Source organism: Oryzihumus sp. JJN4-3R (genome assembly GCF_057747915.1).
Map to the genome: position 1 here is coordinate 1,879,109 of NZ_CM173229.1, position 23,423 is coordinate 1,902,531.

General features: G+C 73.3%; 22 protein-coding genes. 11 read left to right on the forward strand and 11 right to left on the reverse strand.

All coding sequences use genetic code 11. From position 1 onward, the window contains the following. The first annotated feature begins 4 nt into the window (after positions 1-4). The 6 genes from disA (at position 5) to AC3ANM_RS08700 (ending at position 5,297) form a co-directional block, all read left to right on the forward strand. Entirely contained in the window at positions 5-1,081 is a 1,077-nt protein-coding gene (gene disA, locus AC3ANM_RS08675; protein WP_488287723.1) for a DNA integrity scanning diadenylate cyclase DisA, read from the forward strand. Between the two features lie 16 nt (positions 1,082-1,097). Further along, positions 1,098-1,991: an HhH-GPD family protein gene (locus AC3ANM_RS08680; protein WP_488287724.1), complete on the forward strand. Its 894-nt coding sequence runs from the start codon at positions 1,098-1,100 to the stop codon at positions 1,989-1,991. A 90-nt stretch (positions 1,992-2,081) separates the two neighbouring features. Continuing rightward, positions 2,082-2,855 (forward strand): ABC transporter permease, encoded by a 774-nt coding sequence (locus AC3ANM_RS08685; protein WP_488287725.1) that lies wholly within the window; start codon positions 2,082-2,084, stop codon positions 2,853-2,855. Then, complete coding sequence (locus tag AC3ANM_RS08690; protein WP_488287726.1) at positions 2,848-3,657, forward strand: ABC transporter permease; 810 nt, start codon at positions 2,848-2,850, stop codon at positions 3,655-3,657. Before AC3ANM_RS08685 ends, AC3ANM_RS08690 begins: the two co-directional genes overlap by 8 nt. Further along, positions 3,654-4,619 (forward strand): ABC transporter ATP-binding protein, encoded by a 966-nt coding sequence (locus AC3ANM_RS08695; protein WP_488287727.1) that lies wholly within the window; start codon positions 3,654-3,656, stop codon positions 4,617-4,619. The genes AC3ANM_RS08690 and AC3ANM_RS08695 overlap by 4 nt, the downstream gene beginning before the upstream one ends. Positions 4,620-4,637: 18 nt before the next feature. Beyond that, positions 4,638-5,297, forward strand: coding sequence for a DUF2461 domain-containing protein (locus tag AC3ANM_RS08700; RefSeq protein ID WP_488287728.1), 660 nt, complete (start codon positions 4,638-4,640; stop codon positions 5,295-5,297). Between the two features lie 10 nt (positions 5,298-5,307). Here AC3ANM_RS08700 and AC3ANM_RS08705 read toward each other — a convergent pair whose 3' ends face one another. From AC3ANM_RS08705 to AC3ANM_RS08715, 3 genes are all read right to left on the reverse strand, one after another. Next, the gene (locus AC3ANM_RS08705) at positions 5,308-5,802 is read right to left on the reverse strand and encodes an amino-acid N-acetyltransferase (protein ID WP_488287729.1); all 495 of its coding nucleotides are present in this window, start codon (positions 5,800-5,802) and stop codon (positions 5,308-5,310) included. An 18-nt stretch (positions 5,803-5,820) separates the two neighbouring features. Further along, the gene (locus tag AC3ANM_RS08710; protein ID WP_488287730.1) at positions 5,821-7,002 is read right to left on the reverse strand and encodes an LCP family protein; all 1,182 of its coding nucleotides are present in this window, start codon (positions 7,000-7,002) and stop codon (positions 5,821-5,823) included. Between the two features lie 209 nt (positions 7,003-7,211). Further along, positions 7,212-9,710, reverse strand: a complete 2,499-nt coding sequence (locus tag AC3ANM_RS08715) for an ATP-dependent Clp protease ATP-binding subunit (protein ID WP_488287731.1) — start codon at positions 9,708-9,710, stop codon at positions 7,212-7,214. Positions 9,711-10,000: 290 nt separating this feature from the next. Between AC3ANM_RS08715 and AC3ANM_RS08720 the strand changes: the two genes are divergently transcribed. Continuing rightward, the gene (locus tag AC3ANM_RS08720; protein ID WP_488287732.1) at positions 10,001-10,981 is read left to right on the forward strand and encodes a hypothetical protein; all 981 of its coding nucleotides are present in this window, start codon (positions 10,001-10,003) and stop codon (positions 10,979-10,981) included. On the opposite strand, the gene AC3ANM_RS08725 is transcribed toward AC3ANM_RS08720, so the two are convergent. The 4 genes from AC3ANM_RS08725 to AC3ANM_RS08740 are packed head-to-tail and all read right to left on the reverse strand — an operon-like array spanning position 10,969 to position 15,192. Continuing rightward, entirely contained in the window at positions 10,969-11,805 is an 837-nt protein-coding gene (locus AC3ANM_RS08725; protein WP_488287733.1) for an MBL fold metallo-hydrolase, read from the reverse strand. The two genes, AC3ANM_RS08720 and AC3ANM_RS08725, sit on opposite strands and share 13 nt — an antisense overlap. Before the next feature lie 39 nt (positions 11,806-11,844). Further along, positions 11,845-12,687 (reverse strand): SDR family NAD(P)-dependent oxidoreductase, encoded by an 843-nt coding sequence (locus AC3ANM_RS08730; protein WP_488287734.1) that lies wholly within the window; start codon positions 12,685-12,687, stop codon positions 11,845-11,847. A 25-nt stretch (positions 12,688-12,712) separates the two neighbouring features. Further along, positions 12,713-14,248, reverse strand: a complete 1,536-nt coding sequence (locus tag AC3ANM_RS08735; RefSeq protein WP_488287735.1) for a flavin-containing monooxygenase — start codon at positions 14,246-14,248, stop codon at positions 12,713-12,715. After that, the gene (locus tag AC3ANM_RS08740; RefSeq protein WP_488287736.1) at positions 14,245-15,192 is read right to left on the reverse strand and encodes an alpha/beta fold hydrolase; all 948 of its coding nucleotides are present in this window, start codon (positions 15,190-15,192) and stop codon (positions 14,245-14,247) included. Before AC3ANM_RS08740 ends, AC3ANM_RS08735 begins: the two co-directional genes overlap by 4 nt. Before the next feature lie 58 nt (positions 15,193-15,250). Here AC3ANM_RS08740 and AC3ANM_RS08745 point away from each other — a divergent pair, with 58 nt between their 5' ends. Beyond that, positions 15,251-15,883, forward strand: a complete 633-nt coding sequence (locus AC3ANM_RS08745; protein WP_488287737.1) for a TetR/AcrR family transcriptional regulator — start codon at positions 15,251-15,253, stop codon at positions 15,881-15,883. Between the two features lie 9 nt (positions 15,884-15,892). On the opposite strand, the gene AC3ANM_RS08750 is transcribed toward AC3ANM_RS08745, so the two are convergent. After that, entirely contained in the window at positions 15,893-16,654 is a 762-nt protein-coding gene (locus AC3ANM_RS08750) for a MerR family transcriptional regulator (protein ID WP_488287738.1), read from the reverse strand. An 89-nt stretch (positions 16,655-16,743) separates the two neighbouring features. Here AC3ANM_RS08750 and AC3ANM_RS08755 point away from each other — a divergent pair, with 89 nt between their 5' ends. Together AC3ANM_RS08755 and AC3ANM_RS08760 are read left to right on the forward strand one after the other, a co-directional pair. After that, positions 16,744-18,627: a hypothetical protein gene (locus tag AC3ANM_RS08755; protein ID WP_488287739.1), complete on the forward strand. Its 1,884-nt coding sequence runs from the start codon at positions 16,744-16,746 to the stop codon at positions 18,625-18,627. Positions 18,628-18,691: 64 nt separating this feature from the next. Further along, positions 18,692-20,083 carry an MCE family protein gene (locus AC3ANM_RS08760; RefSeq protein ID WP_488287740.1) on the forward strand — a complete coding sequence of 464 codons (1,392 nt, stop codon included), beginning with the start codon at positions 18,692-18,694 and terminating at the stop codon, positions 20,081-20,083. A gap of 7 nt (positions 20,084-20,090) precedes the next feature. Here the strand turns inward: AC3ANM_RS08760 and AC3ANM_RS08765 are convergent, their stop codons facing one another. The 3 genes from AC3ANM_RS08765 to ku form a co-directional block, all read right to left on the reverse strand. Next, entirely contained in the window at positions 20,091-20,444 is a 354-nt protein-coding gene (locus AC3ANM_RS08765; protein WP_488287741.1) for a YciI family protein, read from the reverse strand. Positions 20,445-20,614: 170 nt separating this feature from the next. After that, complete coding sequence (locus tag AC3ANM_RS08770) at positions 20,615-21,457, reverse strand: Fpg/Nei family DNA glycosylase (RefSeq protein WP_488287742.1); 843 nt, start codon at positions 21,455-21,457, stop codon at positions 20,615-20,617. A 4-nt stretch (positions 21,458-21,461) separates the two neighbouring features. Further along, on the reverse strand, positions 21,462-22,412 hold the full coding sequence (gene ku / locus AC3ANM_RS08775; protein WP_488287743.1) for a non-homologous end joining protein Ku: 951 nt from the start codon (positions 22,410-22,412) through the stop codon (positions 21,462-21,464). A gap of 75 nt (positions 22,413-22,487) precedes the next feature. On the opposite strand from ku, the gene ligD reads away from it, so the two are divergent. Beyond that, positions 22,488-23,423: a non-homologous end-joining DNA ligase gene (ligD, locus tag AC3ANM_RS08780; RefSeq protein WP_488287744.1), complete on the forward strand. Its 936-nt coding sequence runs from the start codon at positions 22,488-22,490 to the stop codon at positions 23,421-23,423.

Genomic DNA, 23,423 nt, shown 5'->3' on the forward strand with positions numbered 1-23,423 from the left:
CATCGTGGAACGAAGCGACGACGAGTTGCTGCGCGCCACGCTGGCCGCGGTGGCTCCGGGCACCGAGCTGCGCGACGGCCTCGAGCGCATCCTGCGCGGCCGCACCGGCGCGCTCATCGTGCTCGGCCACGACCGCACCGTCGAGGCGCTGTCCACCGGAGGCTTCCCCCTCGACGTCGAGTTCTCCAGCACCCGGCTGCGCGAGCTGGCCAAGATGGACGGCGCGATCGTCCTCGACCGCGAGGGCACCCGCATCCTGCGGGCCGCCACCCAGCTCGTGCCCGACCCCTCCATCGAGACCAACGAGTCCGGCACCCGCCACCGCACGGCCGAGCGCGTCGCCAAGCAGACCGGCTACCCCGTCGTGTCGGTGAGCCAGTCGATGCAGATCGTCGCCCTCTACATCGGCGACCGCCGGCACGTGCTCGAGGACTCCAGCGCCATCCTGTCCCGGGCCAACCAGGCCCTGCAGACGCTGGAGCGCTACAAGGCCCGCCTCGACGAGGTTACCGGCACCCTCTCGGCCCTGGAGATCGAGGACCTCGTCACCGTCCGCGACGTCGCCAGCGTCCTGCAGCGCCTGGAGATGGTGCGCCGGATCAGCGACGAGATCGCCGGCTACGTCATCGAGCTCGGCACCGACGGCCGCCTGCTGACGCTCCAGCTCGACGAGCTCACCGGCGGGCTGGGCAACGACCGCGAGCTCGTCATCCGCGACTACCTGCCCTCGGCCAAGACCGAGCGCAGCGTCGAGGAGGTCCTCGAGGACCTGGTCGAGCTGTCCTCCACCGAGCTGCTCGACCTCGCCGCCGGGGCCAAGGCGCTCGGCTTCTCGATCGTCGGCGACGCGCTCGACTCCGCGGTGAGCCCCCGCGGCTACCGCCTGCTGACCAAGGTGCCGCGCCTCCCGGGCGCCATCGTCGACCGGCTGGTCGACCACTTCGACAGCCTCCAGAAGCTGCTCGCCGCCAACCTCGAGGACCTCATGGCCGTCGACGGCGTCGGGGAGGGCCGGGCCCGCGCGGTCCGCGAGGGCCTGTCGCGCCTGGCCGAGTCCAGCATCCTCGAGCGCTACGTCTGAGCTGCCCTCCCCTGTCGTGAGCTCCACCGCGGTCCCCGCCTCCGTCCTGCACGAGCGCGTGCTCGACTGGTATGCGGTCGCGCAGCGCGACCTGCCGTGGCGCGCCGCCGACGCCACGCCCTGGGGCGTGTTCGTCTCCGAGGTGATGCTGCAGCAGACGCCCGTGGTGCGGGTGGAGCCGGTCTGGCACGCCTGGATGACCCGCTGGCCCACCCCTGCCGACCTGGCCGGCGAGGCACCGGGTGAGGCCGTGCGCGCCTGGGGCCGGCTGGGCTACCCCCGCCGGGCCCTGCGGCTGCACGCGGCCGCCACGGCCATGGTCGAGCGCCACGACGGGCAGGTGCCCGGCAGCCACGAGGACCTGCTGGCCCTGCCCGGCGTCGGCGTCTACACCGCCGCAGCGGTCGCCAGCTTCGGGTTCGGGATCCACGCGACGGTCGTGGACACCAACGTGCGGCGGGTCTTCGCCCGGCTGGTCGAGGGGCGGGCGCAGGCCTCTCCGTCGTTGACCCGGGCCGAGATGGACCTGGCCACCTCGCTCCTGCCCGCCGACGCCGACCGCGCCCGTGCGTGGAACGTCGGGGTCATGGAGCTCGGGGCGCTCACGTGCACCGCGCGCGTGCCGCGCTGCGCGGACTGCCCCGTCGCGGACCTGTGCGCCTGGCGCCTGTCCGGCCACCCGGCATACGAGGGACCGGCCCGACGCGGGCAGGCTTGGCACGGCACAGACCGCCAGGCTCGCGGCGCCCTGCTGCGGGTGCTGCGCGAGGCCACCGGCCCCGTCGAGGGCGAGCTGCTCGCCACCGCGTGGCCGGACGACCCCGCCCAGAGGGACCGCTGCCTGGACTCGCTGGTGGCCGACGGGCTCGTGGAACCGTTGTCCGGCAACAGGTTCCGCCTCCCCGCCTGACCGCCAGACCCGAGCGTCCTTGCGGCCCCGGAGCCGCGCGAGTAAGTTCCCTCGACTGTGCGCGCGTCGGTGGGGGTCTGGTGGCGGCTGGTGGTCGCAGGCTTCCGTCGGCAGTCGAGCTACCGCCTGGCGATGTTCGCCGGCCTCGCCACGAACGTGGTGTTCGGCTTCATCCGCGCCTCGATCCTCCTGGCCGCGGTCGACAGCGCCGGGGGCACGCTGGCCGGCTACGACAAGGGCAGCGTCAGTGCCTACGTCTTCCTGTCCCAGGGCCTGATCGGCGCGGTGACGCTGACCGGTGTCGCCGAGATCGGGGAGCGCATCCGCACCGGCGACGTGGCAGTCGACTTCACCCGGCCGGTGGACCTGCAGACGTGCCACCTGGCCGAGGACCTGGGCCGCTCGGCCTTCACGTTCCTGCCCCGCGGCGTGCCCAGCGTCCTCATCGGGGCGGCCACGGTCGGGCTCACGATGCCGACCCAGGTCCAGCCCTACGCCTTGGGGCTGGTCAGCGTGGCGTTGGGGGTGACGGTCTCGTTCTACTGCCGGTTCGCGGTCAACGTCGTGGGCTTCTGGCTGCTCGACACCCGCGGCCTGCGGATGTTCTACGCCATCGTGAGCAGCTTCCTCGCCGGCCTCTACGTCCCGGTCGGGCTCTTCCCGGACTGGTTGCAGGCGGTCGCGGACGTGACGCCGTTCCCCTCGATCCTGCAGGCCCCGGTCGACGTGCTGTCCGGCCACGTCAGCGGTTCCGACGCGTGGCGTACCGTCGGCGTGCAGCTGGTGTGGGTGGCCGTGACCTGCCTGGCCGGCCGGGCCGTGACCCGCGCCGGGCACGCGAAGCTGGTGGTGCAGGGTGGCTGAGACGACCTGGTTCACCCCCTATCGCGCGGTCCTCGCCTCCCGCCTGCGCTCCCAGCGGGCCTACCGTGCCGGCTTCGCGCTGGACCTGGTCAGCAGCCTGCTGGTCGGCCTGACCGAGCTGGCCGAGGTGTGGATCATCTTCCACAACGTCCGCGTCCTCGGTGGGCTGGACTTCCATGCGGTCCTGCTGGTGTTCGGGCTGTCCAACTTGGCCTTCTCGGCGGCCGACCTGCTCGTCGGGCACGTTGACACCCTGCCGACCTACATCCGGGCCGGCACCGTCGACGCGTTCTACCTGCGCCCGCTGCCGCTGCTGGCGCAGCTGGTCACCAGCGAGATCTCGCTGCGCCGGCTGACCCGGATCGCGGTGGCCGCTGTCGCGCTCGGCCTCGGCCTGACGCTGAACGAGATCGCCTGGGACCCTGCGACGGTCGCCCTGCTGGTGGTCGCCGTCGTCTTCGGCACGGCCATCTTCGCCGGCCTCTTCGTCTGCGCGGCGTCGCTCCAGTTCTTCCTCGTCAACGGCTCCGAGCTGACCAACTCCTTCACCTACGGCGGCTCCTACGCCGCCAGCCAGCCGGCCTCGATCTTCCCCACCCCGCTCAGGCTGGTCTTCGGCTACCTCTTCCCCGTGGCCTTCACCGCCTACCTGCCGACCCTGGCGGTGCTCGGCCTGCCCGGGCCGGCCGGGCTGCCGACCTGGCTGGCGTGGCTGACCCCGGTGGCCGCCGCGTGGGTGTGGCTCATGGCCCTGCTGCTGTGGCGGTGGGGCACGCGGCACTACCAGGGAGGCGGCGGATGACCGACCCGATCGTGAGCCTGCAGGACCTGACCCGCGTCTTCCGCCGGCGCGAGAAGGGGTGGCGAGCCGGCCGCAGCGAGCTCGTCGCGGTGGACGCGATGAGCTTCGCCATCGAGCCCGGCGCCTCCGTGGGCTACATCGGCGCCAACGGCGCGGGCAAGTCCACGACGATCAAGATGCTCACCGGCATCCTCGTGCCGTCCTCGGGCACCGTGCGCACCTGCGGCCTGGACCCGGTCCGCGAGCGCCGCACCCTCGCCCATCACATCGGTGTCGTCTTCGGCCAGCGCTCCCAGCTGTGGTGGGACCTGCCGCTGCGCGAGTCGTTCAGCATCCTGGCGGCCATCCACCGCCTCGAGCCCGCCCGGGCCCGCCACCGCACCGGCGAGCTGGTCGAGCAGCTGGAGATGGCCGACACCCTCGACACCCCGGTGCGCCAGCTCTCCCTCGGCCAGCGGATGCGCGCCGAGATCGCCGCCGCGCTGCTGCACTCCCCCCAGCTGCTCATCCTCGACGAGCCGACCATCGGGCTGGACGTGCTGTCCAAGCAGCGGCTGCGGGAGTTCCTGCGCCACGAGCGCGCGACCCGCGGCACCACGCTGCTGCTGACCACCCACGACATGGGCGACATCGAGCGGCTGTGCGACCGGGTGCTCGTCGTCGACCACGGCCGGCTCGCGTACGACGGCACGCTGCCCGGGCTCGCCGCCACCGTCGGCGCCGAGCGCGTCCTCGTCGTCGACCTGACCGAGCCGACCGCCGAGCTGCACGGCATACCGGGGGTCACCCTGGTCGGCGCCGAGGGCGGCGGCCTGCGCCAGCGGCTGTCCTTCGACGCGGAGGTGACCACCGCCGCCGAGGTGCTCGGGGCGGTCTCCGCCCGGGCCACGGTCCGTGACCTGTCCGTCGAGGAGCCCGACATCGAGGACGTCGTCCGCCGGATCTACCAGACCACCCGCTGACCCTCCTACAGTCGAAGGATGGTCTTCGAGGGCATCCCCCGCGACGCTGTCCGCTTCTACACCGAGCTCGAGCTCGACAACAGCAGGGACTTCTGGGCCAGGAACAAGGACCGGTATGCCGTGAGCGTGCGGGAGCCGGTCAGCCTCCTCGTGGAGGCGCTGGCCGGGGAGTTCGGGGAGCCCCACGTCTACCGGCCGCAGCGCGACGTGCGGTTCTCGCACGACAAGCGGCCGTACAAGGACCACCAGGGCGCCGTGGTGCGGGTCGCCGACGGGATGGGCTGGTACGTCGAGGTGGGCGCCGGGGGCCTGGCCACCGCCGGGGGTGTCTTCCGGCCGGCGCCGGACCAGGTCGATCGGCTGCGCCGAGGGGTCGACGACGACCACGCCGGTGAGCGGCTGCGCGGGATCCTCACGTCCCTGGCGGCCGACGGCTTCGACATCGGCGGCGAGCAGGTTCGGACCCGCCCGCGTGGCGTGGCGGGGGACCACCCGCGGCTGGACCTGATGCGGCACAAGAGCCTCACGGCACGGCGACGGCACGGAGACCCGGTGTGGTTGTGCTCGGCCGGCACGCTGGACCGGGTCCGCGCGGACTGGCGAGCCCTGGCTCCCCTCGTCGCCTGGCTGGGCGAACACGTCGGGCCCTCGACCGCCGAGCCCGGCCGCCGGCGCTGAGCCGGGCGACTCAGAGGGTGCGCAGCATGCGGGTGTTGCCCAGGGTGTTGGGCTTGACCCGCTCGAGGTCGAGGAACTCGGCGACGCCCTCGTCGTAGGAGCGCAGCAGCTCGGCGTAGACCTCGGGCTCGACCGCCTGGCCCTCGATCGGCTCGAACCCGTGCCGGCCGAAGAAGTCCACCTCGAAGGTCAGGCAGAACACGCGCTTGATCCCGAGGTCGCGGGCGTCGTCGAGCAGGGCCTCAAGGAGCGCGCCGCCGATGCCGTGCCCGGTCATCGACGGGTCGACGGCCAGGGTGCGCACCTCGGCGAGGTCCTCCCACATGACGTGCAGGGCGCCACAGCCGACGACCCGCCCCTCGTGCTCGACGACCTGGAACTGTTGCAGCGCCTCGTAGTAGGCGACCGCGTCCTTGGCGACGAGCACCCGGGTGGCGGTCAGCGGCTCGACGAGGGTGCGGATGGCACGCACGTCTCCGGCGCGGGCGCGGCGGACGAGGCTCATGGCGGGGACGCTAACGGCTCAGCGCAGGCTGCCGTCGCGCATGTCCGCGAACAGGGCCCGGGCCGACGACCCGAGCTCGACGATCGACTGCCCGTCGGAGGTCATCCCGAAGCCACCGGTCGCCACGGCGTTGCGCACCTTGCTCGGGGGCGTGACGTAGATCCGGGCGGCGAAGGTGAGCATCTGCTCGGCCGAGAGGTTGGTGATGACGTGGTTGGAGACCTTGGACAGGAACACCGGCAGCTTGCCGGGGCCGGCCGCACGGGCCAGCGCCATGGCGGCCTGCAGCAACCGGCCCTGGTTGAAGGAGCGGTCGAAGTCGCCGTTGGGCTGGGCGTGTCGGGAGCGCGCGTAGGCCAGCGCGGCCGGGCCCGACAGGCGGTTGGTGCCCTTGCCGATGTGGGCGCCGGAGTAGGGGTCGGTGAACGCCCGCGGGCTCACGAGGGTGATCGGGCCGATGCCCTGGACCGCCTCGATGAACCCGGCGAAGCCGGTCAGCACGTAGCCCTCGACCGGGACGCCGGTGTAGCGGGTCACCGTACGGGTCTGCGCGACCGGGCCGCCGAAGACCAGCGCCGAGTTGATCTTGCCCGACCCCCCGGTGGCCAGCGGGACGTAGGAGTCCCGGGGGATGCCGACGATGCCGCCGCCGCCCTTGCCGTCGACGCCGACGATGTGCAGGCTGTCACCGCGGGTCTTGGCCGGGTTCTCGTGGGGCCGGGCGTCGCTGCCGATGAGCAGGATCCGCCGCGCACCGCCGAGCACCGCCTTGGACAGCCCGAGCGAGGGCCACCAGCCGCCGACGACCGTCCACTTCGGGCCGACCGCCAGCGTCACGTCCTTGCCGGAGGTCACCACGGCGATCGGCTGCTTGTGCCAGGTGCCGAGCGAGCCGACGAGGGTGACCTTGGCGCCCTTGGTGACGGTGCGCCGGCCCAGCGCCTTGCCCACGGCCGGGGTCGCCCGGACCGCGCCGCCCTGGTAGATCGGGCGCACGGCCGCCAGCAGCGCCGCCGGGACGCCCTTGGCCTGGAACGGGTCAGGCGTCGGGGCCGGCGTGCTCGTCGTGCTCGTGGCCGCCTTGGGGGGCGGCTTGTCCGAGCCGGTGCACCCCGTGAGGGCGAGCGCGATCGCGGTGATCCCGGCCGCCGCGACGAGCAGCGGGCGACGGGTCGGGTGCGTGGGTCGGGTCGTGCGCATCGCCATACCGTACGAGATCGCGCCCACCGGGGGTCGGCACCATGCCGTCGGGTCCGGTCCGACCTGCTGGTATGCCGGGCCGTCGCCACGGCGGCGCGGGTCACCGTGGTCCGGTCCCGGGCACGCGCGAGGGGCCGGGTGCGTGCGCACCCGGCCCCTCGGCATACCTGCTGCTGGTCAGCCGGCCCGTCGGGCCGCGACCACAGGGCTCACTCCGTGCCCGCGGTCTCCACCGGCGGCGCGTCGGGCGCCGGGGCGTGCGGGGTGCCGCGGAAGAAGAACTGCTCCTCCTTGCCCTCACCCTCGGTGTCGACCAGGACGATCTCGCCGGACTTGATCTCGCCGTAGAGGATCTTCTCGGAGAGGGCGTCCTCGATGTCGCGCTGGATCGTGCGACGCAGCGGACGGGCGCCGAGCACCGGGTCGTAGCCCTTCTTGGCGAGCAGGGCCTTGGCCGCGGGCGTGAGCTCGATGCCCATGTCCTTGTCCTTGAGCCGCTCGTCGAGCTTGGCGATCATCAGGTCCACGATCGCGACGATCTCCTCCTGCGTGAGCTGCGGGAAGACGATGATGTCGTCGACACGGTTGAGGAACTCGGGCCGGAAGTGCTGCTTGAGCTCGTCCTGGACCTTGTTCTTCATCCGCTCGTAGCCCGTGCGGGTGTCCGAGCCGGCGGAGAAGCCGAGCGAGACGCCCTTGGCGATGTCACGGGTGCCGAGGTTGGTGGTCATGATGATGACGGTGTTCTTGAAGTCGACCACGCGACCCTGGGAGTCGGTCAGGCGGCCGTCCTCGAGGATCTGCAACAGGCTGTTGAAGATGTCGGGGTGGGCCTTCTCGACCTCGTCGAAGAGGACGACGGAGAACGGCTTGCGGCGCACCTTCTCGGTGAGCTGGCCGCCCTCCTCGTAGCCGACGTAGCCGGGCGGGGAGCCGAACAGCCGCGAGACGGTGTGCTTCTCGCTGAACTCGCTCATGTCGAGCTGGATGAGCGCGTCCTCCTCGCCGAAGAGGAACTCCGCGAGCGTCTTGGCCAGCTCGGTCTTACCGACACCGGTGGGGCCGGCGAAGATGAACGAGCCACCGGGACGACGCGGGTCCTTCAGGCCGGCGCGGGTGCGGCGGATCGCCTGGGACAGCGCCTTGATGGCGTCATCCATGCCGACGATGCGCTTGTGCAGCTCCTCCTCCATGTGCAGCAGTCGCGAGGACTCCTCCTCGGTCAGCTTGAACACGGGGATCCCGGTGCTGGCGGCGAGGACCTCGGCGATGAGCTCCTCGTCGACCTCGGCCACGACGTCCATGTCGCCGGTCTTCCACTGCTTCTCGCGCTCGGCCTTCTGCGCCAGCAGCTTCTTCTCGTCGTCACGCAGGGACGCGGCCTTCTCGAAGTCCTGCGCGTCGATCGCGGACTCCTTCTCGCGGCGCACGTGGGCGATCCGCTCGTCGAACTCGCGCAGGTCCGGCGGCGCGGTCATCCGGCGGATGCGCAGTCGCGCGCCCGCCTCGTCGATGAGGTCGATCGCCTTGTCCGGCAGGAAGCGGTCGTTGATGTAGCGGTCGGCCAGGTTGGCCGCGCTGACGAGGGCGCCGTCGGTGATGGACACCCGGTGGTGCGCCTCGTAGCGGTCGCGCAGGCCCTTGAGGATCTCGATCGCGTGGGCGAGGTTGGGCTCGGCCACCTGGATCGGCTGGAACCGGCGCTCGAGGGCCGGGTCCTTCTCGATGTGCTTGCGGTACTCGTCCAGCGTCGTCGCGCCGATCGTCTGCAGCTCGCCGCGGGCCAGCATCGGCTTGAGGATGCTCGCCGCGTCGATCGCGCCCTCGGCGGCACCGGCACCGACGAGGGTGTGGATCTCGTCGATGAACAGGATGATGTCGCCGCGGGTGCGGATCTCCTTCAGGACCTTCTTCAGGCGCTCCTCGAAGTCACCGCGGTAGCGGCTGCCGGCGACGAGAGCGCCGAGGTCGAGGGTGTAGATCTGCTTGTCCTTGAGCGTCTCGGGCACCTCGCCCTTGACGATGTCCTGGGCCAGGCCCTCGACGACGGCGGTCTTGCCGACGCCGGGCTCGCCGATCAGGATCGGGTTGTTCTTGGTGCGGCGGGACAGCACCTGCATGACCCGCTCGATCTCCTTGGCGCGACCGATGACCGGGTCGAGCTTGCCCTCGCGGGCCGCCTGGGTCAGGTTGCGGCCGAATTGGTCGAGCACCAGCGATCCCGAGGGCGTGCCCTCGGTGGGGCCGCCGGCGGTCTGGGGCTCCTTGCCCTGGTAGCCGGACAGCAGCTGGATGACCTGCTGGCGCACACGGTTGAGGTCGGCGCCAAGCTTGACGAGCACCTGCGCCGCCACGCCCTCACCCTCGCGGATGAGGCCGAGCAGGATGTGCTCGGTGCCGATGTAGTTGTGGCCGAGCTGGAGCGCCTCGCGCAGGGACAGCTCGAGGACCTTCTTGGCCCGGGGGGTGAAGGGAATGTGCCCGGACGGGGCCTGCTGACCCTGGCCGATGATCTCCTGGACCTGCTCACGCACGGCGTCGAGGGAGATACCCAGACTCTCGAGTGCCTTGGCAGCGACACCCTCGCCCTCGTGGATCAGGCCGAGCAGGATGTGCTCGGTCCCGATGTAGTTGTGGTTGAGCATGCGCGCCTCTTCCTGCGCCAACACCACAACCCGACGGGCCCGGTCGGTGAACCGTTCGAACATCGCTATCTCTCCTCGCTATCGAGACACCTCGATGCTATCTGTGCTGCACGACATCCCGGCACCCGTTCGAGGTGCCTGATGCGTGATCGGGACAACGGCTCCGCACGCTGCGGTGTTCCACGCCTTGAGTCCCATTCGCTCATGTTCGCCCACGGCGTACGGATTGGCCCGAACCGTCCCACTCCGTGACCCTGAGTCTTGTCCGCCCCTCCGGGGCCCCGCCGCCGGGTTGAGGCTTCCTTGCGGACTGCTTGAGGCAACCCGGAGCAGTCCCCCCGCGTCCCACCGGCATGGGACGTCGCGCCTTGCTCATGCCCGCCCTCGCCTCGCTGCTCGCCGTCGCCGGGTGCGGCCACCAGAGCATCGGTATGCCGGGTGGCGGAGCGGACGGACAGGTCGCCTTCCAGCAGCGCGCGGCCGCCGTGGCGTCGGCCTGGCGGGCGCACCCCCCGGACCGCTCCTGGCGGACCGGCTTCGTCCCGTTGCAGGACCTGACCCTGGCCCCGCCCCTGGGCTTCCCCGACGTCGCGACCAAGCAGGCGTTCCAAGCCGGGCTGTTCACCCTGCGCGGCACGCTGCGGGACGTGGCGGGGACGGGGTGGGTGAGGTTCCCCGACGGCACCCGGCTGAAGGTGCCCCTGTCCGGCGCGCACACGGCATACGAGCTGATGGACCGGGGAGGGGCCGCCTGCAGCGGACCCACGACCCCACCCCCGGCCCGGGACAGCGAGCCGGCCGTGCCGCCGACCGGCGCCCTGGGCGCCGTCACGTCGACCACCTCCGGCGGGTGCACGGCGCTCACGGTGACCGGCGCGCGGCTCTCGAGCGCACCGCTGCGCACCAGCCGCGGCGTGGCGACGGTGCCGGTGTGGCAGTTCACCGTCGCGGGGCTGCCCGGGACGGTGGGGCAGGTGGCGGTCCGCCCCGACGCGGTCGGCCAGGTCCCGGAGCCGCCGCCGCTGCCGCCCCTGCCCCCGGAGGCGGGACTGGCCGCGACCCAGGACCTCACCGGTGTCGGCGGGGAGTCGCTGCGCTTCCGGGTGGGCGTCAGCCCGTGCGACAAGCACGTGCAGGCGCGGGTGCTCGAGGCCGACGGGTTCGTGGTGGTAGGCGCGACCGTCTCGCGCGGCGACGACGGCTCGCCCTGCCCGGCGGTGATGATGCTCGACCCGGTGCGCGTGACGCTGGGAGCCCCGCTCGGCGGGCGCCTCGTGCTCGACGTGGTCACCGGCCGCCCGCTGGCGCTGAACCCGGCGGTTCAGGCCCGCTGACGCGGTCGCGGCGGCAGGCACAGGCGCGTGCCGTCGGGGACGACGCGCGCGCCGCAGGCTTCGAGCCGCCGCTCAAGCTCGTCGCGGGGCGGGTTGAAGTGGCTGAGGTGGACGGCCACGACGTCGGTGCGCCCGGTGAGCGCGCCGCGTTCGCGCAGCGCCGCCACGGTCCGGGCGAAGGACGGCAGCGTCAGGTGGTCGCCGGGCAGGTCCTCGCGGTCGCCGAAGGTCTCCTCCAGCAGGAGCAGGTCGAGGGCGGCCCCCTCGAGCGCGGTCAGGGTGGCGTCGGGCAGCTCGGCGGTGTCCGTGGCGTGGAGCAGCCGCTGGCCGCCGGGGCCGGTGACGTCGTAGAGGACGGCCTCACCCGGCGGGCCGTGGGTCGCGGCCAGGACGGCCACGCGGTAGCCCGCGAGGTCCAGCACCTGCCCGGCGGCGACGGGCACCAGCTCGACCACCTGCTGGCCGGGGGCGAGCCAGTGCGTGCAAGCCTCGACGACCGGGGGCGGGCCGACCACCTGCAGCGACGCCTCGGAGACCCAGCTGCGGTAGAGCAGCATCGCCGGGTCGAAGTGGTCGGGGTGGGCGTGGGTGACGAGCACGGCCTCCACGGCGGCCAGGTCCACACCCGCACGCAGCGCCTGGCGCGAGGTCTCCGGCCCGCAGTCCAGCAGCAGCCGGTCGTCGACGAGGGCGCTGGTCGGGGCCCGCAGGTCGCCGTCGGCCGCGGCCCGGCGGCACGAGGCGCAGCGGCAGAAGGCGTTGGGCCAGCCGTCCGCGGCGCCCGTGCCCAGCAGGGTGACGGTCATCCGGTCCTCGGCGCTCACGCCGGCAGCCTGCCACGCCCGCTCACCGGGGCGCCGGTGTCAGGCGCGGACGCGGCTGCGGTGGACCGTGGCCTGGAGCCGGCACAGCCCCCGCGCGGCCGGCGGGGCGAAGCGGTTCAGCCGCCACAGCGTGTGGGCGAGGCCGCCGACGGGGATCACCGCACGGTTGCGCTCCAGGCCCTCGATGGCCCGGGCCGCCACCGTCGCGGCGGTGAGGAACCGCGGCTGCATGAGCCGGACCGCCCGGCGCACGCTGCCGCCGGCGATCGACGGCGGTGCCTCGTAGACCTCGTCCAGCAGCGGGGTGTCCACGAAGCCGGGGCACAGCACGCTGACCCGGATGCCCAGCGCCGCGGCCTCGGCGCGCAGGCCGGTCGAGAGGCCGACGACCGCGTGCTTGGTGGTCGTGTACGGCAGCATCGCGGGAGCCGGGATGAGGCCGGCCAGCGACGCGGTGTTGAGGATGTGCCCGGCCCGTCGCGCCGACATCGAGGGGTAGACGGCGCGCACGCCGTTGACGACCCCACCGAGGTTGACCGCGAGCGCCCGGTCCCAGTGCCGCTCGTCCAGCTCCTCGAGCAGGCCGCCGAGGGCGATGCCGGCGTTGTTGACCATCACGTCGACCGGGCCGTGGGCGGCCTCGGTGCGGGCCACGACGTGCTCCAGCGCCGCGAACCGGCTCACGTCGACCTCGGCCGCGCTGACCCCGCCCGGCGCTGTCGGCGCGAGCTCGGCGGCCGTCCGCTCGGCCGCGGCCCCGTCGAGGTCGGCGAGGACGACGTGGCTGCCCCGGGCGGCCAGCTCGGCGGCGATGGCCCGGCCGATGCCGGAGGCCCCGCCGGTGACGATGCTGACGCGGGGGCTGAACGTGGTGCGGGGCACGGGTGGCTCCTGTCGGTGGGTGGGGTCAGGACCGCTCGGCCGGGACCGGCGAGGGGACGGCGTCGAGGTGCTCCGGGGTGGCCCGCTCGAGCTCCGGCACCGGGGCGAAGTCCCGCCGGTCCAGCCGGCGGGTGCGCCACCAGTAGCTCAGCGTCGAGCCGGGCCAGACGGTGGTGTTCTGGCCGAACCGGTCGAGGTACCAGCTGCGACAGCCCGAGGCCCAGACGGTGCGGCGGCTGCGGCGGCGCATCTCCTCGGTGAACGCCTCCTGCGCCCGGTCGGTGACCACGACGGGCCGACCCTGCCGGCGCGCCAGGTCGAGTGCCTTGAGCACGTAGCTCGTCGCCCACTCGATCATCATCACGACGGACGTGTGGCCCAGGCCGGTGTTGGGGCCGAGCAGGAAGTACAGCTGCGGGAAGCCGGCGGTGGTGACCCCCAGGTGGGTGCGCATCCCCGCCGACCAGGCCTGCTCCAGGGACTGCCCCCCGAGCCCGCGGACGTCGATCCGGTCGTAGCTGCCGCTGACGCTGAACCCGGTGCCCAGCACGATCGCGTCGACCTCGCGCCGGGTGCCGTCGGCCGTGACGACTGCGCCGGGCTCGACCCGCGTGACCGGGCTGGTGACCAGCTCGACGTCGTCGCGGTCGAACGCGGCCCAGTAGTCGTTGGAGATGAGGATCCGCTTGCACCCGATCGTGTAGTCCGGGGTCAGTGCCGCGCGCACCTGCGGGTCGCGCACCGACTTCGCCAGGTGGCGCCTGGCCACCCGTTCGACCAGCTTCATGGCGGCCGGGTAGCGGGAGAACGCCAGCACCCGCGACTCCAGCTCCCAGTAGGTCGCCCAGCGCACGGCCCGCTGCAGACCCGGTATCCGACGGTAGGCCGCCTGCCGCACCGGCCCCAGGTCCCGGTCGTGCTTGGGCAGGATCCAGGCCGGGGTGCGCTGGAAGACGTGCAGCTGCTCCGCGCGCGGGGCGAGCGCCGGCACGAGCTGCACCGCGCTGGCGCCGGTGCCCACGACCGCGACCCGCTTGCCGGTCAGCCCGTCCTCGCCCTCGGGCCAGCGGGCGGAGTGGTGCACCGGGCCCGTGAAGGTGTCCAGGCCGGGGATGTCGGGCAGCGACGGCTCGTGGAGCGCGCCGATGCCGAGGACGACCGCGTCCGCGGTCCACTGCCGGCCGTCCGCGACGGTCAGGGTCCAGCGGGCGGAGGGCTCGTCATACTCCAGCGACCGCAGGTCGGCGCCGAAGCGGAGGTGGTCGCGGACGCCGTGCTCGTCGGCGCAGCGGCGCAGGTAGTCCCAGATCTCCGCGGCGGGGGCGAACTCCCTGCTCCAGGAAGGGTTCTGGGCAAAGGAGAAGCTGTAGAGGCGGGACGGCACGTCGCACGCGCAGCCCGGGTAGCGGTTGTCCCGCCAGGTGCCGCCGACGTCCTGCGCCTTTTCCAGGACGACGTAGTCCTCCGCGCCGCGCTGGGCCAGCCGGATCGCCATGCCCAGCCCGGAGAAGCCCGTGCCGACGACGATGACGCGGTGGTGCGGGACGGCGTCGGGGCTCATCGCCCCTCCCCCGAGCCGACGGCCGCGGAGCGAACCGGGTCCGGGTCGACCGGATCGAGCCGGCTGAGGGCCAGCAGGTGGGAGGTGACGGTGGCGACGCGCTCCAGGGGCAGCATGTGGCCGGCGTCCTCGCAGACCTCGTAGTCGGCGTGCGGCAGCGCCTCGGCGATCGCGTCGGAGAAACGCTTCGGGGTGAGCCGGTCGCGGGACCCGACCAGGATGCTGGTGGGCACCTCGGCGAGCAGCGGGAGGGCGTCGACCTCGTGGTGTCGGCTCAGCGCGAGGAAGTAGCGCCCGATGGTCGCGACCGGGTTGGCGGTGATGACGGCGTGGGTGCTGGCGACGTCGGCCTCGTCGGCGGCGTGGCCGAAGAGCAGGGCGCGCGAGCCCTCCAGGCGCTGGCCGCGCACCCTGACCCACCTCGGGAGCGCGCCGAGCAGGCGCATCACCCAGGGCAGCACGCGGGCGGCGACGCGGCGCAGCCGGGGCGGAGCACCGGCCGCCGAGGCGAAGTGCCCGGCGTCCTCGCCGGCCAGGGAGGCCGACGTGGAGACCAGCCCCACCCCGGCGACCCGCTCGGTGACCAGCTGGGGGTGGCGCCCGACCATCGCCAGGACCGACATCCCGCCCATGGAGTGCCCGGCCAGGACGACCCGCCCCTGTGGGGCCAGGTCGCGCACGACGGCCGCGAGGTCGTCGCCGAGCCGGCGGATCGTCGGCCGCCCGCGGCCGTGGTCGGAGGCACCGTGGCCGCGCTGGTCGTAACGGACCACGCGCACCCCCGGCTCGGCCCGGGTCAGCGCCTCGGTCACGCGCTCCCAGGTGGTGTGGTCCAGCGTCCAGCCGTGGGCCAGGACGACCGTGGCCGTGGGGTCGGCGGGGCCGTCGACCCAGGCCGCGAGGCGGGTCCCGTCATCGGTGCGCACGGTGTGCCGGGTGCTCATGGCGACGGAACTTACCATCAGTAACTTACTCGCGGTAGGGAGCAGCTAGGATCTGGGCATGGCCCGCACCGCGACCCCGGCGACCCGCTCCCCCCGGATGCCCCGCGCCGAGCGCGAGGCGCAGATCCTCGGCATCGCCGAGCAGGTGTTCGCCGAGCGCGGCTTCCATGCGACGACGATGGAGGAGGTCGCCGACCGCGTCGGGGTCACCAAGCCGATGATCTACGAGTACTTCGGCTCCAAGGAGGGCCTGCTGGCCGCCTGCGTGGCCGGGGCCCGGACCCAGCTGCTCCAGGCGACCGAGTCCGCCTGGCAGGCGGTCCCGCCGGGCTCCTCGGTCGAAGCGCAGTTCCGCGCCGGGGTGGCGGCGTTCTTCCACTTCATCGACGACCACGCCTCCGCGTTCGCCCTGATCACCCACGAGGGGTCGATGCAGGCCTCGGCCAGCGCCGGGATCGAGAGCATCCGCCGGCAGCAGACCGCGTTCATCGTGCGGACCCTGCAGGGGCAGGCGGGTCTGGACGCCGTCCCGCCGCTGCTGCTCGAGGGCTACGCCGAGGTGGTCGTCGGCGCCTGCGAGCGCCTGGCCGTGTGGCGGGCGCGCGAGACCTCCGTGAGCGCCGAGGACGCCACCGAGCTCGTCATGGGCGCGGTGTGGCACGGGCTCGCCGCCCTCATCCCCCACGCCTGAGACCCGGCCTCAGGCGCCGGCCGCCGCCTCGCCCGGATGGCCGTCGAGCTCCTCGCCCATGGCCCGCTCGATCGCACCCCGCATGGCCTCCTGGAACGCCGCGACGAGCGCCTGGCCGGCCAGCGGGATGATCGCCTCGACCTTCTGCTGCATCAGCGGCCACTCCTGCGCGGGCAGGCCGGCCTCCATGAAGTCGGCCCACAGGGTGCTGCGGAAGAGCTCCACGAAGGAGTCGGCGACGGCCGCGGCGCGCTGGCGCAGTCCGGGCACGAGCTCGAGCACCGCCTCCACGGGGATGCCCAGGCCGATGACCTCCAGGCCGGCACGCAGCAGGCCGGCATTGGGGATGCGCAGCCGGCCGTCGGGCAGCCGCTCGGCCAGCCCCATGTCGACGAGCCGGTCGATCGTCTGGGGGTCGTGGGCCACCCGCGCCTGGGCGGCCAGCGTCTCGGGCTCGAGCACCTCGGGCTCGCTGTCCCACGGCGTCATGAGCGAGTGGTAGAGCCCCAGCGCCTGCGCCCCCGAGGACGGGGCGGACGCCAGCAGCCGCTCGGCGGCGGTCAGCGTGTAGCCCTGGTCGAGCATCTCGCGCACGAGGGTCAGCCGGGCGACGTGCTCGGAGCCGTAGTAGCCCGTGCGGCCCACCAGGCGCGGGGGTGGCAGCAGTCCGCGACTGCTGTACGCACGGACGTTGCGGACCGTCATACCGGTCCGGGCGGCGAGCTGGTCGATCGTGAGCTCGCCGTCCTGCGGCCCGTGACTGGTGGACATCGGCACCCTTCCCTTGACAGTGGCTCATCCTACTTGCAACATCTTCTATGTGACATCGTCGATGTCACATAGAAGGTGAGGAGTCACCCATGCTGAGCCACGCCCCCGCTCCCGGAGTCGCCGAGACCTCCCAGGTGGTGGTCGTGGTCGCGTTCGTGGGGGCCGTCTACGCGCTGCTGGGCTGGCTGGTCCTGCGCGAGCGGACCGGTCACCGGACCCTGCTCGGCGCCCTCGCCGACCGGGTCGCCGGCCTGGACGGCTCCCCCCGGTGGGCGACGCTGAGCCCGCTCATCCAGACGGCCTCGATCCTCACCGCCGGCTTCGGGGTGTGGTGGGACATCTCCTTCCACCTCGACTTCGGCCGCGACGAGGGGCCGTTCGGCACGCCGGCGCACTACCCGATCTTCCTCGGCCTGCTCGGGGTGATGGCCAGCGGCGTCGTCACCTGCGCCCTCGCGGCGCGGCCCACCCCGGCCGGCGCCGGGCGCACCAGCTCCCTCGCGGCCGGCGCGCTACGGGTGCGTCCCGGCTGGCTGCTCCCCCTCAGCGGCGTGTTCGTCGTCGTCTGCGGCACGTTCTCCCTCACCGGGTTCCCCCTTGACGACCTGTGGCACCGCATCTTCGGCGAGGACGTCACGCTGTGGGGCCCCACCCACATCCTCATGATCGGCGGGGCCGTCATCGCCCTCTTCGCGCTCTTCCTGCTGCGCTCGGAGGCGATCCAGGTCAGCGGGCCGCGCCGGCGCTACGCCCTTCTCGACGTCGTCACGGGCGGCGCACTGCTGATCGCCTTCGAGCTGTTCGCCACCGAGTACGACTACGGACTGCCGCAGTTCCCGCTGCTGGCCCAGCCGCTGCTGCTGGTGCTCGGCACCGTCGCGCCGCTGGTCCTCACCCGCGCCCGCCGCGGCCGCGGCAGCGCCCTCGGCGCCCTGGTCGTCTACCTCGTCGTCCGCGGCGCCATCACCTGGCTGGTCGGTGGCCCGCTGGGTCGGGTCACCCCCCACTTCCCCCTGTATGCCGTGGAAGCACTTCTCGTGGAGGGCGTCGCCCTCACGGTGGGCACCAGCCGCCGGTTCCGCTTCGGCGCCGTCGCCGGCGTGGCCGTGGGCACCCTCGGTGTGCTGGCGGAGTACGCGTGGTCGCACGTGTGGATGCCGATCCCCTGGCCGGGGCAGCTCCTGCCGTCCGCCATCGGTCTCGGGGTCGTCACGGGCGTGGGCGCCGGCGCGGTGGCGGCGTGGGTCGCCACCCGCCTCGACGAGGTCGCCGCCCCCTCCGCTGCCGCGGCGGTGCCCGTCCGCACCGTGCGGCGCACCCACCTGCTGGCCCTGGCGGGGCTGGTCGCCGTGGTGGTGCCGATGGCCGTGGCCGTCCCCCGCGGCGCGCACCCCGACGTCACCGCGCGGGTCGACCTCGCGGCGCAGGCGGGCAACCCGCAGCGCGCGGTCGTGACCGTGCACCTCACGCCGGCCGACGCCGCCGACCGCGCGACGTGGTTCGTCTCCACCGCCTGGCAGGGCGGGGGCACCGACATCGCCCCGATGGTCCGGGTCGCCGAGGGCGTCTGGCGCAGCCGGGACGCGATGCCGCTGGACGGCCACTGGAAGAGCACGATCCGGCTGCACCGCGGGGCGCACGACCTGCTGTCCCTGCCGGTCCGGATGCCCGCCGACCCCGAGATCGGCAAGCCCGAGGTGCGGTTGGCCTCCGGCAGCAGTGCGGCCTTCCTCGACGACCGGCAGGTCCTGCGCCGGGAGGAGCGCACCGACCTGCCCGGGTGGTACTGGACCGCCGGCTACCTCGGCATCGGCCTGGTCTCGGTCGTGGAGCTCGGCATCCTCGCGTGGCTGCTCGCGCGCGGCGCCGCCGCCGCGCGGGCCCTGGGCCGGACCGGTGACCGGACGGACGGCGGGACAGCCGGCCGCCCGGACGGCATACCTTCCGGGCAGGTTGCCTCGTTGACCGGCTGACGTCGGCGGACAGGGGAGCCAGATGCACGGACGACGGGCGCGGTGGGCCGATCCGGCTGCGGGCGTGGGGTTCATCGTGGTCGTCGCCCTGCTGCTGGGGACCTGCGTCGCCGCGTACCAGCAGCGGTTCACCCCGGTCGTGCTGGTGACGCTGCGGGCCGACCGGGCCGGCAACATGCTGACCGACCACTCCGACGTCAAGCTGCGCGGCCTGCTCGTGGGGCGGGTGCGTGAGGTGACCAGCACCGGCCAGGGCGCGGTCCTGACCCTCGCCCTCGACCCCGACAAGGTCGCCGCGATCCCGGCCGACGTCAACGCGCGGCTGCTGCCCAAGACGCTGTTCGGTGAACGCTACGTGGACCTCGAGCCGCCGGCAGGAGCGGCCTCCGCGGCCGGTCGGACGGCGCGCCCGATCCGCGAGGGCGACACGATCACGCAGGACCACAGCCAGGTCGCCATCGAGCTCGAGCAGGTCTTCGACCACCTGCTGCCGCTGCTGCGGACCGTCCAGCCGGAGAAGCTGGCCGCCACGCTCAACGCCCTGGCCACCGCCCTCGAGGGGCGCGGCCAGCGCCTGGGGCAGAACCTCGTCACGGTCGATGCCTACCTGCGCCAGCTCAACCCGAAGATGCCGACGATCCGGGCCGACATCAGCACCCTGGCCGACGTTGCCTCGGCCTACGCCGACGCTGCGCCGGACCTCGTGCGGCTGCTGCGGTCGCTCATCACCCCGAGCTCGACGCTGGCGCAGAAGAAGGACACCCTGGCCGGGTTCCTCGCCGGCACAGCAGGTTTCGCCGACACGGCGACCGGATTCCTCCGGGCGGACGGGGACCGGATCATCCAGGTCAACCGGGTGGGGGCGCCGACGATGCAGACGCTGGCGCGCTACTCCCCCGAGTACCCCTGCCTCGCCCAGGCGCTGACCCGGTGGACTCCGCGGATCGCCGACGCGTTCTCCGACCACACGTTCCACATCACCCTCGAGGTGGTGAGCCCGCGCGAGCCGTTCAAGCCCGGTGAGGAGCCGGCGTGGGGGCCGGCACCCGCGGGGTCGTGCGGCCTGCTCCCCTGCCCCCCGAGCAGCCAGGCCGAACCGTTGCCCAGCAAGCACTTCCAGGACGGGACGGCGAACCTCTACGGCTACAGCAGCGACCCGGTCGGGGACTACAAGCGCAGCCACCCGGACTGGCGCCGGCAGTTCGCCGAGCTGGACGCGCACTGCGGGCAGCCCGGCTACATCCCGCCCGGCATGACCTTCGAGCGACCCTCGTCGGGGCCGGCGCTGAGTGGCTTCCCGGCCACCGGGCTGGCCCGGGCCGACTCCGGCATGGCCGGCACCGCTGCCGAGCAGCGCCTGGTCTCGGCGCTGCTCGGCAGCCGCTCCTCGGACAGCACGATCACCACGCTGCTGGCCGGCCCGGTCCTGCGCGGGACGAGCGTCAGCCAGGACTGAGGCGCGCTCAGTCCCCGACCACGCCCTCGAACGGCCGGACCTCGACCGGCAGCGTCGTGGCGCGGGCCAGCTTGCGGCCCCACTCCAGCGCGGCGTCGAGGTCCGGCGCGCGCACGATGGTGAACCCGCCGAGGTACTCCTTGCCCTCCGCGAACGGCCCGTCGGTCATCAGCAGGTCATCGCCCTTGAGCCGCACCACCGTGGCGGTGGACGGCGCGCTGAGGCCGCCGGAGAAGACCCACGCGCCGGCGGCCCGCAGCTCCTCGTGCACGACGTCGAGGTCGCGCATCACCTGGTCCAGGAACTCCTGCGGGGGCAGCTCACCCTCGGGCTGGTACACGCTGAGCAGGTACTGCTTCATCTCATCCGCCTCCCTGGCGTCACCGCCGGCCCGGCGCCGGCTGGTCACCCCCTACACGAACGGCCGCGGCCCGGATCGACACCGCCGCCGGCCGATCCTCGCCGTCCTCTCCGGTCTGCGCGGACCGGCCGGGCATGCGCAGACCGGCCGGGTATGCGCGGACGGCCGGGTCAGCGCCGCCGCTGGCAGCGGCCACACCAGAACAGGTTGCGCCCGACGACGACCTGCGTCCTCACCCGCGAGCCGCAGACCCGGCACGGCTCGCCGGTGCGCTTGTAGACGTAGGAGGAGCGCTCGGGCCGGGTGATCCCGCCGCGTTCGGCGAGCTCGAGCATCGCGGCGTCGACCTGGTCCTGGCGGGTGAGGATCTGCCCGGCGGCGACGCCCAGCGGCATGAGCACGACCAGGTCGTCCCACAGCGCCCGCCACGTCGCGCGGCGGACCTCCCGGCCGGGGCGGAAGGGGTCGACCCGGTGCCGGAACAGCAGCTCGCAGCGGTAGACGTTGCCGACGCCGGCGACGACCTCCTGGTCCATGAGCAGCTCGGCGATGGTGCGGCCCGAGCGGGAGATCCGGCGCCACGCCAGGTCGGGGTCGGCGTCGGCGCGCAGGGGGTCGGGGCCGAGCCGCGCGTGCACGCCGTGCACCTCCTCCGGGGTGATGACCCGGCACAGGTTGGGGCCGCGCAGGTCCCCGACCCAGCCGTCGTTGAGGAGGCGCAGGCGGACCTGGCCCTGCACCGGGACGTGCGCGCCCGGCATACCGTCGCTGGTGTCCCGCTGCTGCACCGCGAACTTGCCGATGAGGCCGAGGTGGACGTGCAGCCAGGCGTCGCCCTCGAACTCGGCGAACAGGTGCTTGCCCCAGGCGGAGGCCTCGCGCAGGACGCGCCCGTCGAGCAGGGCTGCGCCGTCGGCGAAGCGTCCCTGCGGGCTGGAGACGCTCACCGGTGACCCGGCGAAGGCGTGGTCGATGCTCCCTGCGAGCGCGTGCAGGGTGTGTCCCTCGGGCATGGGCCTAGCTTGCCGCCTTCTTGCGCGGCTTCTCCTCGGCGGCCTTGGTGGCCGCCCTCTTCGCCGCTGTCTTCTTCGCCGCCGCCTTCGGGGTCGCGGCCTTCTTCGCCGGGGCCTTCTTCGCCGCGGTCTTCGCGGCCGGCTTCTCCGGCTCGGCCTCCTCGACCGGCTCGCCGCGGGAGGCCTTGGCCCGCTCGACGCTGCGCTGCAGGGCCGCGAGCAGGTCGACCACCTCACCGGAGGTGTCCTTGGCGGCCGGGGCCTCCTGGACCTCCCCGCCCTCGAGCTTGGTCTTGACGAGCGCGTCGACAGCCTGCTGGTAGTCGTCCTCGTAGTCGCTCGCGTCGTAGTCGCCGGCGAGGGACTCCACCAGCATGTTCGCCATGCTCAGCTCGGCCGGCTTGACCGCGGTCTCGGCATCGCCGAGGCCGATGAACTCCGGGGAGCGGATCTCGTCGGGCCACAGCATGGTCTGCATGACGATGACGTCGTCACGCACCCGCAGCACCGCGATCGTCGTGCGGGTGCGGATCGCCACCGTCACGATCGCCATGCGGTCGGCGGACTTGAGCGCGTCGCGCAGCAGGGCGTAGGGCTTGGTCGCCGTCTTGTCCGGCTCGAGGTAGTAGGAGCGGTCCAGCAGCATCGGGTCGATCTGCTCGGAGGGCACGAACTTCTCGACCGCGATCTCCTTGGAGCTGCGGGTCGGCAGGTCGGCCATGTCCTCGTCGGTGAGCACGACCATCTGGCCGTCCTCGGTCTCGTAGCCCTTGGCGATGTCGTCGTAGGAGACCTGCTCGCCGTCGATGCTGCACACGCGTTGGTACTTGATCCGGCCGCCGTCCTCACGGTGCACCTGGCGGAACTGCACGTCGTGGTTCTCGGTGGCCGAGTACAGCCGGACCGGCACGTTGACCAGGCCGAAGGAGACTGCCCCCTTCCAGATGGCGCGCATGCAAGACCTCCCACCCCGGACTGAAGGTGGTGACTTCCCACCCGATTGATGCTCCCTTTCGGTCAGGATGGACCCATGCGCCCCATGCTGGCTAGTCAGGCGACCCGCCTGCCCGGCGGCCCGGACTGGGTGCACGAGGTCAAGTGGGACGGGATGCGCGTCCTCGCCGACCTGCACGAGGGGCGGCTGCGGCTCACCTCTCGGACCGGGAAGGACGTCACCGCAACGTTCCCCGAGCTCGCCGGCCTGGCCCTGGAGGCCGAGGACGCGCTGCTCGACGGCGAGGTCGTCGCGCTCCAGGACGGGGTGCCCTCCTTCGCCGCGCTCGCCGAGCGGATGCACGTCCAGGACCAGCGCCGCGCCGCCGCGCTGGCCGTCACGCGGCCGGTCACCTTCATGGTCTTCGACCTGCTCCGCCTGTATGGCGTGGACCTCACCGCCCGCAGGCTGGCCGACCGGCGGGCCACGCTCGAGCGGATCGGTCTCGGCGGTGCGCACTGGCAGGTGCCCCCGGTCTACGAGGACGGCGAGCTGCTGCGGGCCGCCACGCTGGAGCAGGGGCTGGAGGGAGTGGTCAGCAAGCGGCTGTCCTCGCGCTACCACCCGGGCCGGCGCAGCGCCGACTGGCTGAAGTTCCCCCACCGGGCCACCGACTCGGTCGTCGTGGGCGGCTGGCGCCCGGAGACGACCAACGCCTCCCGACTCGGGGCCGTGCTCGTGGGACGCCCCACTCCCGAGGGCCTGCGCTACCTCGGCCGGGTCGGCAGCGGCCTGGCCGGCCGCGCGGCGGTCCTGCTGCTCGAGCGGCTGGAGCCGTTGCGCGCCAACGCCTCGCCGTTCGCCGACGCGGTCCCCCGGATCGACGCGGACGGGACGACGTGGGTGCGACCGGAGGTCGTCGTGGACGTCACCGCGCTGGGCGGCACCGCGGGCGGGCGGCTCAGGCAGCCGGCATACCGCGGGGTGCGCGCGGACCTCACCGTCGCGGACCTGCTGGAGAGGGAGGCCTGA